Origin of the sequence: Palleronia pontilimi (assembly GCF_016412875.1) — a bacterium.
GTDB lineage: Bacteria > Pseudomonadota > Alphaproteobacteria > Rhodobacterales > Rhodobacteraceae > Palleronia > Palleronia pontilimi.
The window spans coordinates 70732-86400 of sequence record NZ_JAEKPD010000008.1; the positions used below are offsets into that span (position 1 = coordinate 70732).

Sequence of the window (15669 nt, forward strand, 5' to 3'; positions counted from 1 at the left end):
CCCGCCCGGCCGGGACCGATCCTGCGCCATGTGTATTTCAAGAACAGGGATTCGCGGGACAAGTCGAGCCCATCGCCGCGCAAGAAATTCCCACGGTGCGGCCGGTCCCGGGATTGCCGCCTTGCCCCCGGGCGCCCCTCGGTCCAATCCTTGCGGCGGAACGGGGAAAGGAACCGACATGCCCATCGTGATGGATGCCGCCGCGCTGACCGACTTCCTGCGTGCCGAGTTCCCCCAGGTGGCCACAGATTACGAGGTGGCCGCGGTGACCGAGGACGAGCTTGTCGTGCGCCTGGTCGTGGCCGACCGGCACCTGCGTCCCGGCGGGACGGTGTCCGGACCCACGATGTTCGCGTTGGCGGATGTGGGAGTCTACCTCGCCATCCTCAGCCGGATCGGCCCCAAGGCGCTGGCGGTGACGACGAATTGCTCGATCGACTTCATGAACAAGCCCGCCGCCGGGCGTGACTTGTTTTCGCGGACCCGCATCCTGAAGCTGGGCCGCGTGCTGGCGGTGGGCGATGTGCTGCTCTATTCGGACGGGCAGGCGGCGCCGGTGGCTCGCGCCTCGCTGACCTATTCGATCCCGCCCGACGCGTCCTGACCCATATGGCGCGCCTTGCGGCGCGCGGCTTCCAGCCCGGTGGCGACGACATCTCCCAGACCCGCGGCCTCCATGGCTTCGATCCCCGCAGCCGTCGTCCCGGCATAGGCGATCATCGCGTCGACGGCAGCGCGGGGGGGCGCGTCGGATCCGGACAGGCTGTCGCCCGCCGCCGCGAAAAGCTGCCGGATAGCGCGGTGGGCGATGGCCTCCGGCACGCCCTGCGCGGTCGCGTAATCGGCCATGGACGCGGCGAACAGGGCGACGAAACCGGGCACCGGGCCGGTCATGGCGGTGAAGACGTCCAGCAGATCCTCGGCCCCGACGCGGTCGGTCAGGCCGAGTGCGCCCAGCAGCCGTTCGGCGGTCGCGATGTCGGCGCCGGTCGCGGACGGGCCGGGGCAGAACGGGGAATAGGCCATGCCGGCAGCCGCCGCGGGGCTGGACATGGCGCGGATCACCCGTGCGCCGCCGCTTGCGTCCGACAGATGCGCGAGCGAAATGCCCGCCATCACCGACAGGACCAGCCGGTCCGGCAGCGCCGCCCGGAACGTGGCCATCGCGGCGGGGGGCAGGGCGAGCAGCACGGTGTCGCAGGCCCGCTCGACGCGCACGAGATCGGTGGTGACGGCGACCGCGGGCCAGTCCGCCGCGCCCGCCCAGTCGCCGCTGCGATTGAGCAGGATCAGATCCCCGGCGGCCACGGCGCCCGAGCGCAACCAGCCCGTCGCGATGGCCGCGCCCAGGTCGCCGGTGCCGATCAGGCCGATCACGGCGCCGCGCGCAGAAGCATCCCGAACAGGTCGCGCGGCTCGTCCGGATCGGCCAGCAGGTCGAGCTTTTCGTAGAGATCCGTGCCTTCGAGCCGGTCGCGCACGTAACAAAGCGCGGTGAAATCCTCGATCGCGAAGCCCACGCTGTCGAACAGCGTCACCTGGCCGGGACCCGTGCGCCCGGGTTTCGCGCCCGTGATGACCTGCCACAGCTCGGTCACGGGGTGATCCGGGTCCAGTTGCTGGATCTCGCCCTCGATCCGGGTCTGCTCGGGGTATTCCACGAAGATGTCGCTGCGCATCAGGATGTCCCGGTGCAGCTCGGTCTTTCCCGGGCAGTCGCCGCCCACCGCGTTCAGATGCACGCCCGCGCCCACCATGTTGTCGGTCAGGATCGTGGCGAACTGCTTGTCGGCGGTGCAGGTGGTGACGATCTGCGCGCCCTCCATCGCCTCTTGCGCGGTGTCGCAGGCCACAAGGTTCAGATCCAGCCCGTCGAGATTGCGCAGCACCTTGTCCGTCGCCGCCCGGTCGATGTCGTAAAGCCGCACCGTATCGATGCCGCAGACGGCCTTCATGGCCAGCGCCTGGAACTCGGCCTGCGCGCCGTTGCCGATCATCGCCATGCAGGCCGCGCCTTCGGGGGCCAGATGGCGCGCCGCCAGCGCCGACATCGCCGCCGTGCGCAGGGCGGTCAGCACCGTCATTTCCGACAGAAGGATCGGATAGCCGGTGCCTACGGACGCCAAAAGACCAAAGGCGGTAACGGTTTGCAGGCCTTCCTTGATGTTCTTCGGGTGGCCGTTGACGTATTTGAAGCCGTAGAATTCGCCGTCCGAGGTCGGCATCAGCTCGATCACGCCTTCTTCCGAATGGGCCGCCAAGCGCGGGGTCTTGTCGAAGCTCTCCCAGCGGCGGAAATCGGCCTCCATGGCGTCGGTCAGTTCCAGCAAAAACGTCTCGATCCCAACGTGATGCACCAGCTTCATCATGTTGGCGACCGACACGAAGGGCACATAGGCCAGCGGGGACGGGGTCAGGGCCATGTCAGCCTCCGAAACTCTGGGTGGGCCGGTCGAAGATGCGCCGCCCCATCAGCGACGCGGTCAGGTCCACCATCAGCGCGGCGGTGCGCCCGCGCTCGTCCAGCGCCGGGTTCAGCTCCACCAGGTCCAGCGACGTGACGACGCCTGCCTCGCTGAGCATCTCCATCACCAGGTGCGCCTCGCGGAACGTGGCGCCGCCGGGGACGGTGGTGCCCACGGCGGGCGCGATGGCGGGGTCCAGGAAATCCACGTCCAGCGACACGTGCAGATCGCCCCCGGCCGATTGCACATGGGCCAGGAACGACCGCAACGGCCGCGCGATCCCGGTCTCGTCGATCTCGCGCATGTCGTGGGTGGCGACAGCGGCGCTTTGCAGAGCGTCCTTCTCGGCCGGATCGACCGAGCGCAGTCCGATCATGCAGACCCGGTCGGCGGGCACCGGCACGGGCGGTGCGGGGAACGCGTCGAAGCCGGGCTGGCCGGTGAAATAGGCCACCGGGCAGCCATGCAGGTTGCCCGATGCGGTGGTCTGGGGCGTGTGGAAGTCGCTATGGGCGTCCAGCCACAGAACGAAGAGCGGCCGGTCGCGCCGCTCGGCCCGGGCGGCCATGCCCGCGACGCTGCCCATGGCCAGGGCGTGATCGCCGCCCATGAAGATCGGCATGCCTGTCGCCTCGGCGCCCCAGGTGATGAGCGCCTCGGTCCAGGCGACGACCTGGGGCAGGGCGACCAGATGGTCCGGACCGCGCACGTCCCGCAAGGGCGCGGGCGTCAGGTTGCCCGCGTCGTGGACGTCGTGTCCAAGCTCGGCCAGGGCGCCCGCCAGGTCGGCCACGCGGTAGGCATCGGGCCCCATCAGGCAGCCGCGCCGCGCCTTTCCGCAATCCAGGGGCACGCCCAGAAGGGTTATGTCGGCCATCACGCTTTCCTTTCGTGGGACGGGACGGCCCGAGGTGCCGTCTTGCCCATCTTTGTTCTCAGAAATATCCCGGCACGCCATGCGACGCCCGGACCGACCTGACCGCGGCGGCGATCCAGATTGCCGCAAGGACGAAGGACAGGGCCGCGTTCCAGCTGGCCATCGACAGACCCAGGAAGGCCCAGCTGACCTCGTCGCACATGACGACCTTGTCCAGCACGTCCGTGGACAGAAGATCCGTCCCCGACAGCCCGCCTAGATCGCTGCCGCCGGAACAGGACGACGGGCCGGGCCACCAGCCGCGCTCGACCCCGGTGTGAAAGACGCCGATGCCGCCCGTCGTCAGCGCGGCCAGCCCGCCCGCCGCGGCCACGGGCCAGGTCGGGGCGAACCAGGCCAGCAGGCCAAGGCCGATGGCGATCCAGTGCGGCCAGCGCTGCCACAGGCACATCTTGCACGGTGCGTAGCCCAGCGCCTGGAACAGATAGGCCCCCGCCAGAAGCGCGAACGAACCGAAGGCCGCCGCCAGCATCAACCGTTTCGCGCTCATACGAATTTCACCAGCGCGAAGCCGCCCAAGAGCAGCACCAGGCAGGCCGAGAAGACCAGGCCCAGCCGCCGCTCGATGAAGTCGCGGATGGCGGGGCCGAATTTCCACAGCAACGCGGCCACGATGAAGAAGCGCGCGCCTCGCGCCACGATCGACGCCACCAGGAACACGCCCAGCGACAGCCCCGTGGCCCCCGACAGGACGGTGATGACCTTGAATGGGAAAGGGGTCAGCCCCGCGATCAGCACCGCCCAGGCGCCCCAGGCATTGTAGGTCTGGGAAAACTCGTCGAACCGCGCGTCCTTGCCGTAGAATTCCAGCACCGGTCGGCCCACCTGCTCGAAAAGGCCGAAGCCGATCCAGTAGCCTGCCAGCCCGCCCACGACCGAGGACACTGTGCAGAGCGCCGCGATGACGAAGGCGCGGTTCGGCCGCGCGATGACCATGGGGATCAGCAGCAGGTCCGGCGGGATCGGAAAGACGCTCGATTCGATGAAGGCGACGATGGCCAGCGCCCACATGGCGTGGGGGTGGGCGGCCAAGGACAGGGTCCAGTCGTAGAGGCGTCTGATCATGGCGCCCATCAACACGCAGCCAGCGGGACGGTCAAGCGGAACCCGCTTGGCCTGTGGCGCGCTATGGCTCAGACTGGTGTGATCCGTCAGGGGGGCTTTCGGCGATGAAATGGCGCGGGCGGCGCGGAAGCGCGAATATCGAGGACCGTCGCGGACGGCGCGGCGGTGGCGGCGTGGCCCTTGGCGGCGCGGGCGGGCTGGGCCTGCTGGCGGTGGTGGCCATCGGCTGGTTCCTGGGCATCGACCTGACGCCGCTGCTGCGGGACGGCGCCATCCAGGTCGGCCAGCCCCAGGGCGGCGGCGAGATCACCGAAGCCGACCAGCAGGCGGCCGAGTTCGTGTCGGTCACGCTGGCCGACACCGAAGAGGTCTGGGACGGCATCTTCCGTGAACAGGTGGGCGAACTTTACCAGCCCGCCACGCTGGTGCTGTTCAAGGGGGTCACGCAAAGCCCTTGCGGCGGGGCCTCGGGCGCGACCGGCCCGTTCTACTGCCCCGCCGACGAGAAGGCGTATCTGGACACCGCGTTCTTCACCACGCTGTCGCAGCGGTTGGGGGCGTCGGGCGATTTCGCGGCGGCTTACGTGGTGGCGCACGAGATCGCGCATCACGTCCAGAACGAGCTGGGCATCCTGGGTCAGGCCAACCGCATCCGCGCGCAATCCTCGCAGGAGCAGGCCAACGCGATCAGCGTCCGGATTGAGCTGCAGGCCGACTGCCTGTCGGGCATCTGGGCGCGCGCGGCGCAAGAGCAGTTCGGCTCGCTCGAACGCGGCGATGTCGAGGAAGCGATGAACGCCGCGGCCAGTATCGGCGACGACACCCTGCAGCGCGGCGCGGGACAGGTGCCGCGGCCCGAAAGCTTCACCCACGGCACGTCCGAGCAGCGCCAGCGCTGGTTTGCCGCCGGGTTCGACAGCGGCCGGATCGCCGATTGCGACACGTTCAGCGCCGAGCGGCTGTGACGCGCCGGTTTCAGGTATTTCTGGAAAGGTGAACCAGGGGCACCGCGCCTGGGGCGGTGGGCGTGGCGCGCGTGGCGAGCGCGATGATCTCGGCCACGTGGGCGCTGCAGCGCATCCCGTCCAGCGCGTCCGGTGCGATCCACGCGGCCTCGAGCGCGTCGTCCGCGGCGCGCGGCGTGCCCGAGACGTAGTCGCAGACCACCCCCGCCAGCAGGTAGTGATGGCGGAGCGCGCCGTCTTCGCCGCGCCGGATGATGTCGAGATTGGTCAGGTAGCCGCGCGGGGTCGCGATCACGCCGGTTTCTTCGAGCAATTCGCGCGCGGCGGCGGCCAACGCGGTCTCGCCCGGCTCGACATGGCCGCCGGGAAAGCCCCAAAGCCCCTTGTCGGGCGCCTTCGAGCGGCGCACCAGAAGCGCGCGGCCCGCGTGCAGGACCACGGCCATCGCGCCCAGTTTCGGAAAATCGGCCATGTCGGCTGCCCAACCCAAGTCTTTGCCCCTTTTCTCACAGCGCGAGCTTCGATACACCCCGCTTCGGTGGCTATCCCGTGCCCGTGTGGCGGAATGGTAGACGCAGGGGATTCAAAATCCCCCGCTGGTGACAGCGTGCCGGTTCGAGTCCGGCCACGGGTACCACCGCCCCGTTTTTGCCCTTGTCCCCGGCCGCGTCGCTGTGGAACACCAAGCGCCATGCGGGCGTGATGGAATGGTAGACATACCAGACTTAAAATCTGTTGGGGCGTAGCCCCGTGTGGGTTCGAGTCCCACCGCCCGCACCAGACCATCTGCGCAGTTGCATCGCCCCGGGACGCGTGGCTAAACCGCTGGGATGCTACGCGCGCTGGCCCTTATCCTGTCGTTTCTGCTGCCGGTCTGCGGGCAGGCGGGCGAGGTCCGCCTGGCCGTCGCGTCGAACATGCTGCCCGCCGCCCGCGACCTGGCCGACGCCTTCGCCGCGGCGACCGGCCATAGCGCAAGCATTGCCCATGGGGCCACGGGGCGGCTTTTCACGCAGATCACCCAAGGCGCGCCGTTCGACGTCTTCCTGGCCGCCGACCGGGCCCGGCCCGATGCGCTGGAACAGCGCGGTCTGAGCCATGCGCGCCGAACCTATGCGCTGGGGCGGCTGGTCCTGGTGGGGCGGGACGCCATCCGGGCGGACGGGCTGGCGGCGACGTTGGTCGGGCGGCGGGTGGCCATTGCGGATCCGGCGCTGGCGCCCTACGGCGTCGCGGCGATGGAGGTGCTGGAGGGCGCGGGCGTCGATCCGGCCGCCATGACCGTGCTCTGGGCCGAAAGCGTCGCGCAGGTGGCCGTCTGGGTGCAGACCGGCAATGCCGAATACGGGTTCCTGGCCGCGTCGCTGGTGCCCGGCCTGGAGGCGCGCGGCCCGCTGGTGATCGAGCCGGTGCCGAGCTCGGCCCACGCGCCCATCGCGCAGGATGCCGTCTGGCTGGCCGGTGCCGCCGACAGCGCCGCCGCGCGGGCGTTCTGGGACTGGTTCGGCGGTGCCGAGGCCGCGCGCATCCTGTCGAATCACGGCTACGACGTGCCCGCCCCATGATCTGGGACGCGGTGTGGCTGTCTTTGCGGCTTTCGGCGCTGACGACGCTGATCCTGCTGGCGCTGGGGATGCCGCTGGCGTGGTGGCTGGCCACGACCCGGTCGCGCCTGCGTCCGCTGGTCGAGGCGGTGACCGCCCTGCCGCTGGTGCTGCCGCCGACGGTCCTGGGCTTCTACCTGCTGCTGCTGATGAGCCCCGACGCACCGCTGGGCGCTTTCTGGCTGCGCGCCACCGGCGACACGCTGACCTTCAACTTCGCCGGGCTTGTGGTGGCGTCGTGCCTCTATTCACTGCCCTTCGCCGTCCAGCCGCTGCAGACCGCGTTCGTCGCGGTGGGGCCTGGCATCCTGCAGGCCGCGGCCACGCTGGGCGCGGCACCCTTCGACGCGTTCCGGTCGGTGGCCCTTCCCATGGCGCGGCGGGGTGTGCTGACGGCGGCGGTGCTGAGCTTCGCGCATACCATGGGCGAATTCGGGGTGGTCCTGATGGTGGGCGGGAACATCCCCGGGCGCACGCGCGTGATTTCGGTCGAGATCTATTCGGCCGTCGAGACGCTGGATTATCGCACCGCCCATATCCTGTCGGCGGGATTGCTGGTGTCGTCGCTGCTGGTCCTGCTGGTGGTCTATGGCTGGAACCGGGGGCGCTGGCGTGTCTGAGGGGCTGTCATTCGACCTGGCGCTGGGGCACCCCGGCTTCACGCTCAGCGCATCGGCGGATCTGCCGGGGCAGGGGATCACCGCGCTGGTGGGTCCGTCGGGCTCGGGCAAGACGACGCTGCTGCAGGCCATCGCGGGGCTGGAAGCGGCGGCGGGCCACGTCACGCTGAACGGCCGCGCCCTGCACCCGCTGCCGCCGCACAAGCGCGGGGTCGCGGTGGTGTTCCAGAACGCGCGTCTGTTCGGCCACATGGACGTGGCAGGCAATATCGGCTTCGGGGCGCGGCGGCGCGGCACCGATCCCGCCGCGGTCGCGCGCATCGTGGCGGCGCTTGACCTGGGGCCGCTGATGGGGCGCTCCGTGTCCCGCCTGTCGGGCGGCGAGACGCGGCGCGTGGCGCTGGCGCGGGCCCTGGCCGCGTCGCCGGATCTGCTGCTTCTGGACGAGCCGCTGAGCGGGCTGGACGCTGCGCGCCGCGACGAGATCCTGCCCTACCTGTCCCGCGCCATCCGTGCGGCCGGGTGCCCAGCCCTGTTCGTGACCCATGATCTCGAAGAAAGCCTGCGCCTGGCGGACCGGCACCTGGCGATGGATGGTGGCCGGATCACCGGCGCCGCGCGCCGCCCGCTGGCGCTGCGCCTGGACGACATCCCGGACGATCACATGGCGCGTCGCCTGGGCGCGCAGGTCTTGCGTCCGTCCCAAGCGATGCGGGCCGCCGAGCGGTGGTCGCTGGTGATTGATCCGGCAAGCGCCATCGTGATGCGCGCCGAGCGCCTGCACGCGCCCGATGCGCTGATCCTGCCCGCGCGACTTGGGAACGCGCAGGGCGCGGGGCGCGCGGTCGAGATTTGCGGGCAGGATGTCGTCTGGCCATCGTCCTTGAGCGATTTCGCGTCCGTCGCGGGTGGTTTGGAGTGTCAGATCGCGATCCGGCGGCCGTTGTTCCGGCTGGACGGGACCGGCGATGATTCGTGATTCAGCCCCGACGGAAGCGAAATCCAGCCTGTTTGGCCGCCATTGAGGCCGAATCGTGGACAATCCGGGAACATGATCTTGCCACGATCCGGACGGCGGGAACCGCTGCACAAATGTGTGATCGTTCAGGTTCGGGAAACAATCGCCGCTGCGGCTTGATCCGCACCTGGGAGTGGGAACTCCGAAATAGTCAAATTTTATTCGCATTTTCCGACATTCCGGCGGAAGTTCGCCCGCGGGTGTCATGAACAATAACGTGGCGGAAAAAAGGTTAACGGATCCTGAGTGTGGCGATCGCTTGGCGCATGTGCCCCGGTTCATTCAATTTATCCCTATGTCCGCCCCGAACTTGGCCGTAAAAGACAGTCGTCGGAAAGCCGACCGGTCGTTTGGGGACGTCCGTTTCTGTTTGCGAAGAGAGTCTGCCAAGGACGCAAAACACTCACAGCCTAAAGAGAGGTCGCTCGTTCAGAGCGGGTTGTCTCGTGGGTTCCGTGTGCCGGGTTGACGGGGAAATGAAGGCATCAGCTGTTCGGCACCCTTATCCGGGTTCGGCGACCAGCGGACGAGGGGTAAGACATGACTGCCACGACGAACATCAACCTCATCTATTTCGGCAAGTTCGCCAGCACCGACGTGCACGAAGGCGACTACAAGTCCGAACATGCCTCTTTGCTGAACGCCAAGACCGCGGATTTCACCACGCTCAAGATCGTCGCCGTTACGACGACCGACCCCCAGCACGACGGCGTCATCAACGACGACGAATGCGACGCCCATGACCGCTTCACCTACACGCTGAACGGCGTCACAACCAAGGCGACCACCGACAGCACCATGACGTTCCAGGCGACGCTGACCCTGGCAGATGGCTCGACCCTCACCGAGGAAGTGCTGGTGGTGCAGGCCACCAATGGCGACGTGTTCATCAGCGACCTGCTGAACGGCGGCACCATCGACAACCTGAAGATCTCGTCGATCACCCTGGACCACGCGACGGGCACGAACTTCCGCGGCTGGTATTCCAACCAGAGCGTCGACGGCTCGTCCATCGTGGCCCCCGCCCAGCTCGACGGCATCGTCGAAGGCACCGCGGGCGACGACGTGATCGACGCGGCCTATACCGGCGATCCCGAGGGCGACAGGATCGATTCGGGCGACGCCATCGGCGGCGTCTTCGGCGCCGATGGGTCGGACGACGACCTTGTGCTTGCGGGTGCGGGCAACGATTTGGTGGATGCGGGCACCGGGAACGACAAGGTGCTGGGCGGCGCGGGCAACGACACGCTGCTGGGCGGCGACGGCGACGACACGCTGCTGGGGGACGCCGACCTGGAGCAATCAACCGTGTTGGGTGAGCGCGCGCTGTTTGACTGGGAAAAGGGTCCCGGTTTCGGCGACCGCAGGGACGTGCCGAACTTCACCCAGGACACCGGCGCGGTGAAGGTGAGCTTCACCACCACGCGGCTGAAGGACAGCGACGGCGACTCGCAGCACCGATACGAGACGACGCACCAGAACACCTCGGACCTGGATGCGGTCGTGTCCGAAGGCAGCTCGTTCAACTCCGAGCTCGAAGACCAAGGTGACAAGTATCGCTATGATTTCGCCTTCGACGCGCCCGTGGCCGATGTCGAGTTCCGCGTGAACGACATCGACGGGGGCGGCCGCGTGACGATCACCGCCATGGGACCCGACGGTCCGGTGACCGTGACGCTGACACCCGGCAGCCGGCTCACGCTGTCGAACGGTAACCAGACGGTCACGTCCAAGGGCGGCTACCTGCCGGATTCGTCGGAAGAATACTCGACGCTGGTCAACATCGCGGGCCCGGTCACGTCGGTCTCGGTCGTGCATGAGCAGATCGACGGCAACGACAGCGGCATCAACATCACCGATATCGCCTTCAACCCGCTCGAGACCGTCAATTCCATCGTCGAGGTGGGCGCGGGCAATGACGTGCTGATCGGCGGCAAGGGCGACGACAGCGCCGAGGGCGGCGCGGGCGACGACACCATCGAGGGCGGCGACGGCGACGACACACTGAAGGGCGGTGACGGGACCGATGTCCTGGATGGCGGCGAGGGCAAGGACCACATCTTCGGCGGCGCCGATGCCGACACGATCCTGGGCGGCACCGACGGCGACATCATCGACGGCGGCGCGGGCGGATTCTCGGACGATCCGCTGCTGAACACCGATGACGACACGCTGGACCTGCGCGGTGTGGGTAACTTCAAGATCATCGACGAGACACCCGACGGCAACGGCAACGGCTTCAACGGCACCGTGGTGCTGCTCGACGCCGACGGCAACGAGACCGGCAGGTTCGACTATTTCGAGATCGAGAACTTCCTGGGCCGCGTCGAGGCGCCCATCGCCAATGACGACAGCGCCACGACCGACGAGGACACGCCGCTGTCCAACATCGACGTGCTGGGCAATGACAGCGACCCCGATGGCGACGCATTGGCGCTGAAGGTGATCGCCGCCACCGCCGAGAACGGCACGGTCGCGATCAACGCGGACGGCACCCTGACATACACGCCCGACGCGGATTTCAACGGCGAGGACACGATCACCTACACGATCGAGGACGCGGACGGCCTGACCGACGAGGCGACCGTCAGCGTCACCGTAAACCCGGTGAACGACGACCCGGTCGCCGTGGACGACAGCGCCACGACGGACGAGCAGCAGCCCGTCAAGATCGACCTGATCGGCAACGACACCGACGTGGACGGCGACGCGCTGGAGCTGGTCGGCTTCGACCAGCCCGCCAACGGCGTGGTGACCGGTAACGGCGACGGGACCGTGACTTACACGCCCAACAAGGGCTTCTCGGGCGACGATACGTTCAGCTACACCGTGGGCGACGGCAAGGGCGGCACCGACACCGGGACCGTCACCGTGACCGTGAACGACACGATCCGGCCCGACGGGATCGTGACCAACGGCGACGAGGCCGCGCTGATCGACACCGCCTATGACGGCGATCCGAACGGCGACTTCATCGACAACAACGACGCGATCCTGGGCAATGCGGGCTCGAACGACGACATCGTGCTGGCCGGTGGCGGCAACGACACGGTGCTGGCGGGCGAGGGCAACGATACCGTTAAGGGCGAGGACGGGGACGATTCGATCCTGGGCGGCGCGGGCGACGACAGCCTGAGCGGCGACGCGGGCAACGACACGATCGACGGCCAGTCGGGCGCGGACACGATCGACGGCGGCGACGGCGACGACAGCCTTGTGGGCGGCGGCCAGGGCGACCTGATCTTTGGCGGTGCGGGCAACGACACCCTGCGCGGTGGCGGCGGCAAGGATACGCTCGATGGCGGCGACGGCGACGACAGCATCCGTGGCGGGTCGGAAGACGACCTGATCCTGGCGGGGGCGGGCAACGACACCGTGGACAGCGCCGGTCCGGGCAACGACACCGTCGATGGCGGTGCGGGCGACGACGAACTGTCGGGCGGCGCGGGTGATGACAGCATCGATGGCGGCACCGGCAACGACGCGATCCACGGCGGTGACGGCAACGATACCGTCAATGGCGGCGACGGGAAGGACACCATCGCGGGGCAGGACGGCGACGACGTCCTGCTGGGCGGGGCCGACGACGATTCGATCACCGGCGGCAACGGCTCGGACTTCGCCGATGGGGGCGACGGGGCCGACTTCATCGACACCTCGGGCCATGATCCGTCCATCGACACGGACGCGCCGCTGGTGCCGACGCCCTTCGACCAAGATCCGCAGCCCGGCAACGACAAGGACACGGTCCTGGGCGGCGCGGGCAACGACACCATCCTGACCGGCGACGACGCCGACTTCATCGACGCGGGCGCGGGCGACGATTCGATCGAAAGCGGCATCGACGACGACGAGGTGCTGGGCGGCGACGGCAACGATACCATCATCGACATCCAGGGCTCGGACACGATCCTGGGCGGCGCCGGCGACGATGTGATCAACGCGGGAACCAACACGTTCTCGGACTTCGCGAACGACCAGCCGACCCTGCCGAATGGCACGCCGAACCCCTTCGCGGGTGTCGGGGATCCGAATACCGGGGACGGGCGCGATTTCGTGGATGGCGGTGATGGCAACGACACCATCACCACCGGCGACGATGCCGACACGATCCTGGGCGGCACCGGCAACGACGTGATCGACGCGGGCATCGACAACGACGAGGTGTCGGGTGGCGACGGCGACGACAGCATCATCGGCAGCCACGGCGCCGACACGCTGCGGGGCGATGCGGGGGCCGACACGATCTATGGCGGCTTCGGTCCGACCCCGGGCATTCCCGGCCTCATCGACGAGGTGGTGGACGCGGATGATCCCGAGCCGGGCAACGACACCGACCTGATCATCGGCGGCGCGGGCAATGACGTGCTGTTCGGCGAAGACGACGACGACACCATCTATGGCGGCGCCGACGACGATTATATCGACGGCGGTATCGACGAGGATTACCTGGACGGCGGCGATGGCAACGACACCATCCTGGGCGGGCAGGGCGACGATACCGTGGTGGGCGGCGACGGCGACGACTCGATCGACGGTGGCGACGGCGACGACCTGCTGTCGGGCGATGGGGGCAACGACACGATCATCGGCGGTGGCGGCAACGACACCATCGACGGCGGTGACGGCGACGACCTGCTCACCGGTCGCGAGGGCAACGACACCATCTTGGGCGGCAGCGGCAACGACAGCCTGTTCGGCCGCAGCGGCGACGACCTGATCGACGGCGGCGACGGCGACGACGTGATCTCGGGGGGGCTGGATGCCGATACGCTTCTGGGCGGTGCCGGGAACGACACGATCTCGGGTCGCCAGGGCGATGACAGCATCTCGGGCGGCGATGGCGACGACAGCATCGACGCGGGCGGCGGCCGGGACACGGTCGACGGCGGCGCGGGCAACGACACGATCATCGGCGGCACCGGCGACGACACGATCACCGGCGGCACCGGGAACGACCGGATCGACGGCTTCGGCGGCAACGACCTGCTGGAAGGCAACGACGGCGACGACACCATCACCGGCGGGAGTGGCAAGGACACCATGCTGGGCGGCGCCGACCAGGACACCTTCTTCGGGGTGGGCCCGGGCGACAGCATCGTCGGCGGCAATACCGGGACCGATTTCGACGTCATCGACCTGACCGGGTCGCTGAACGGCGGGTCGTACAAGATCGTCAACCTGACGGATGACGACGATCCCGGCGACACCGACAACACCGACGGCCCCAATGACGGCTTCGACGGCGAGATCCGGTTTTTCGATGCCGACGGCAAGTCCACTGGGACCCTGACCTTCGAGAATATCGAGAAGATCATCCCCTGCTTCACGCCGGGCACCCTGATCGCCACGCCGAAGGGCGAGCGTCGGGTCGAGGATCTGCGCGAGGGCGACCGGGTCATCACCCGCGACAACGGCATCCAGGAAATCCGCTGGATGGGCGAAAAGCGCCTGACCCGCGGCGAGCTTGCCAAGCAGCCCGAGTTGAAGCCCGTGCTGATCCAGGCGGGCAGCCTGGGCAACGGCCTGCCCGAGCGCGACATGCTGGTCAGCCCGAACCACCGGATGCTGGTCGCCAACGACAAGACGGCGCTTTACTTCGAGGAACGCGAAGTGCTGGTGGCCGCCAAGCACCTGACCGGCGGCGCCGGGATCGACCAGGTCCAGGCGCTGGGGGTGAGCTACATCCACTTCATGTTCGAGCAGCACGAAGTGGTGCTGTCGGACGGGACGTGGTCGGAAAGCTTCCAGCCGGGCGACTACACGCTGAAGGGCATCGGAGACGCGCAGCGCGACGAGATCCTGAAGCTCTTCCCCGAGCTCGAGCATCACGAAGGAATCGAGGGCTACCAGTCCGCCCGCCGGACCCTGAAACGGCACGAGGCGAAGCTGCTGCTGAAGTAGCCTTTCGGGGGCATGTAGCTTCGTGAAATGGCGCGGGCGGTGATCTTTCCGCCCGCGCTTTTTCTTTGCGCGGGGTGGGGCACGACGACGGCGCTGGGGCTGCCCCGATTTCGCCCCATTCGCCGAAGGGCCGGGGATTGCGCCGCGCGATTCGTCTTTGCAAGGCGCTTTCGGCGAAACAATCGTCCCGGTCGTGCCCTGCGTGTTCCCGGATGGAAACAACTGCCCCATCGCCTGCCACATTGCACTGTCGATCCACGGTCTTAAATCCTGCGAACTTTTCTAAATTATTGAGCGAATTGGCGACAATCGACGCGATTTCGGATGAAATCGGGCGCAATTGTGGCGGCCGCGACCGAGCGCGCACCACAATCGTGACACTTTTCTGGCCCCCGCTGCCCCATTTCAGCTAGAACGAATTCAACGAAAATTCGACGGACCTTGCGGGATGCTTCGGTCCCGACCCCGAAAGGAAGACATTGATGCCCCTGTCCCAGATCGCCCCGCAAGCTGCCGACACCACGGCTTTCGCCGGTGAGCTGACGCGCGCGACGGGCATCGCGGGCTCCACTTTGGTCGCCACGATGACGGGCGAGCGCAAGGCGGCCGATCTGGCGGTGGGCGACAAGGTTTTCACTCGAGACAACGGCGCCCAGCCGATCCGCCGGATCGAGCGGATGGGGGCCAAGATGGGCGCGAGATCCGCGGTCTGCATCGAAGCGGGCGCGCTGGGTCACGGGTTGCCGCAACAGGACATGGTCGTGTCGCCGGACCACCGGCTGCTGATCTGTTCCGAGCGCGCCAACCTTTTGCTCGACGACACGGAAGTGCTGGTCGCGGCGCGCGACATGGTCGGCCAGCCCGGCTTCGCCTGGAGCGACGCGCCCGAGGGCGGTTTTCTGTCGATCGTGCTGGATTTCCACGAAGTCATGCTCTGCGATGGCTGCTGGACCGAAAGCGCCGAGACGCGCCGCGTGGCCCACGGCCATGGCGCGCCCGCGCGCCGGGTGCTGAAGCGTTTCGAGGCGCAGCTGGTCGCGGGCGCCTGAGCACTGGACCTTCCGCGCGCGCCGGGGCAGATTGCCCCGAAC

At 68.1% G+C, this 15669-nt stretch carries 13 protein-coding genes and 2 tRNA genes; 9 read left to right on the forward strand and 6 right to left on the reverse strand.

Annotated elements, in window-relative coordinates; translation table 11 throughout:
• Nucleotides 1–178: 178 nt before the first annotated feature.
• Nucleotides 179–604: a PaaI family thioesterase gene (locus ILP92_RS09185; protein WP_198916093.1), complete on the forward strand. Its 426-nt coding sequence runs from the start codon at nucleotides 179–181 to the stop codon at nucleotides 602–604.
• Here the strand turns inward: ILP92_RS09185 and ILP92_RS09190 are convergent.
• The 5 genes from ILP92_RS09190 to ILP92_RS09210 are packed head-to-tail and all read right to left on the reverse strand — an operon-like array spanning nucleotide 577 to nucleotide 4467.
• Nucleotides 577–1377 carry a pyrroline-5-carboxylate reductase family protein gene (locus ILP92_RS09190; RefSeq protein WP_198916094.1) on the reverse strand — a complete coding sequence of 267 codons (801 nt, stop codon included), beginning with the start codon at nucleotides 1375–1377 and terminating at the stop codon, nucleotides 577–579. The genes ILP92_RS09185 and ILP92_RS09190 overlap by 28 nt on opposite strands.
• On the reverse strand, nucleotides 1374–2423 hold the full coding sequence (ocd, locus tag ILP92_RS09195; RefSeq protein ID WP_198916095.1) for an ornithine cyclodeaminase: 1050 nt from the start codon (nucleotides 2421–2423) through the stop codon (nucleotides 1374–1376). The genes ILP92_RS09190 and ocd overlap by 4 nt, the downstream gene beginning before the upstream one ends.
• Nucleotide 2424: 1 nt before the next feature.
• A complete protein-coding gene (gene rocF / locus ILP92_RS09200; RefSeq protein ID WP_198916096.1) occupies nucleotides 2425–3342 on the reverse strand; it encodes an arginase in 918 nt (305 codons plus the stop codon).
• A 58-nt stretch (nucleotides 3343–3400) separates the two neighbouring features.
• Nucleotides 3401–3892 carry a disulfide bond formation protein B gene (locus ILP92_RS09205; RefSeq protein ID WP_198916097.1) on the reverse strand — a complete coding sequence of 164 codons (492 nt, stop codon included), beginning with the start codon at nucleotides 3890–3892 and terminating at the stop codon, nucleotides 3401–3403.
• Complete coding sequence (locus ILP92_RS09210) at nucleotides 3889–4467, reverse strand: YqaA family protein (protein ID WP_198916098.1); 579 nt, start codon at nucleotides 4465–4467, stop codon at nucleotides 3889–3891. The genes ILP92_RS09205 and ILP92_RS09210 overlap by 4 nt, the downstream gene beginning before the upstream one ends.
• A 104-nt stretch (nucleotides 4468–4571) precedes the next feature.
• Here ILP92_RS09210 and ypfJ point away from each other — a divergent pair, with 104 nt between their 5' ends.
• Nucleotides 4572–5432: a KPN_02809 family neutral zinc metallopeptidase gene (gene ypfJ, locus ILP92_RS09215; RefSeq protein ID WP_198916099.1), complete on the forward strand. Its 861-nt coding sequence runs from the start codon at nucleotides 4572–4574 to the stop codon at nucleotides 5430–5432.
• A gap of 10 nt (nucleotides 5433–5442) precedes the next feature.
• Here ypfJ and ILP92_RS09220 read toward each other — a convergent pair whose 3' ends face one another.
• Nucleotides 5443–5904, reverse strand: a complete 462-nt coding sequence (locus tag ILP92_RS09220; RefSeq protein ID WP_198916276.1) for an NUDIX hydrolase — start codon at nucleotides 5902–5904, stop codon at nucleotides 5443–5445.
• Between the two features lie 79 nt (nucleotides 5905–5983).
• Here ILP92_RS09220 and ILP92_RS09225 point away from each other — a divergent pair.
• The 7 genes from ILP92_RS09225 (at nucleotide 5984) to ILP92_RS09265 (ending at nucleotide 15627) form a co-directional block, all read left to right on the forward strand.
• Nucleotides 5984–6069, forward strand: a tRNA-Leu gene (locus ILP92_RS09225).
• A 56-nt stretch (nucleotides 6070–6125) separates the two neighbouring features.
• Nucleotides 6126–6212: transfer RNA gene (locus tag ILP92_RS09230), tRNA-Leu, on the forward strand.
• Between the two features lie 50 nt (nucleotides 6213–6262).
• Entirely contained in the window at nucleotides 6263–6997 is a 735-nt protein-coding gene (gene modA / locus ILP92_RS09235) for a molybdate ABC transporter substrate-binding protein (RefSeq protein WP_198916100.1), read from the forward strand.
• Complete coding sequence (modB, locus tag ILP92_RS09240) at nucleotides 6994–7656, forward strand: molybdate ABC transporter permease subunit (protein ID WP_198916101.1); 663 nt, start codon at nucleotides 6994–6996, stop codon at nucleotides 7654–7656. Before modA ends, modB begins: the two co-directional genes overlap by 4 nt.
• Complete coding sequence (locus ILP92_RS09245) at nucleotides 7649–8635, forward strand: ATP-binding cassette domain-containing protein (protein WP_198916102.1); 987 nt, start codon at nucleotides 7649–7651, stop codon at nucleotides 8633–8635. Before modB ends, ILP92_RS09245 begins: the two co-directional genes overlap by 8 nt.
• 579 nt (nucleotides 8636–9214) lie before the next feature.
• Nucleotides 9215–14578, forward strand: coding sequence for a Hint domain-containing protein (locus ILP92_RS09260; RefSeq protein WP_268968520.1), 5364 nt, complete (start codon nucleotides 9215–9217; stop codon nucleotides 14576–14578).
• 482 nt (nucleotides 14579–15060) lie between these two features.
• On the forward strand, nucleotides 15061–15627 hold the full coding sequence (locus ILP92_RS09265; protein ID WP_198916103.1) for a Hint domain-containing protein: 567 nt from the start codon (nucleotides 15061–15063) through the stop codon (nucleotides 15625–15627).
• Nucleotides 15628–15669 lie beyond the last annotated feature (42 nt).

Coding starts and splice junctions, on each gene's coding strand:
- ILP92_RS09185 (WP_198916093.1), top strand. CDS start 179: ATGCCCATCGTGATGGATGCCGCCGCGCTGACCGACTTCCTGCGTGCC.
- ocd (WP_198916095.1), bottom strand. CDS start 2,423: ATGGCCCTGACCCCGTCCCCGCTGGCCTATGTGCCCTTCGTGTCGGTC.
- rocF (WP_198916096.1), bottom strand. CDS start 3,342: ATGGCCGACATAACCCTTCTGGGCGTGCCCCTGGATTGCGGAAAGGCG.
- ILP92_RS09205 (WP_198916097.1), bottom strand. CDS start 3,892: ATGAGCGCGAAACGGTTGATGCTGGCGGCGGCCTTCGGTTCGTTCGCG.
- ILP92_RS09210 (WP_198916098.1), bottom strand. CDS start 4,467: ATGATCAGACGCCTCTACGACTGGACCCTGTCCTTGGCCGCCCACCCC.
- ypfJ (WP_198916099.1), top strand. CDS start 4,572: ATGAAATGGCGCGGGCGGCGCGGAAGCGCGAATATCGAGGACCGTCGC.
- ILP92_RS09220 (WP_198916276.1), bottom strand. CDS start 5,904: ATGGCCGATTTTCCGAAACTGGGCGCGATGGCCGTGGTCCTGCACGCG.
- modA (WP_198916100.1), top strand. CDS start 6,263: ATGCTACGCGCGCTGGCCCTTATCCTGTCGTTTCTGCTGCCGGTCTGC.
- modB (WP_198916101.1), top strand. CDS start 6,994: ATGATCTGGGACGCGGTGTGGCTGTCTTTGCGGCTTTCGGCGCTGACG.
- ILP92_RS09260 (WP_268968520.1), top strand. CDS start 9,215: ATGACTGCCACGACGAACATCAACCTCATCTATTTCGGCAAGTTCGCC.
- ILP92_RS09265 (WP_198916103.1), top strand. CDS start 15,061: ATGCCCCTGTCCCAGATCGCCCCGCAAGCTGCCGACACCACGGCTTTC.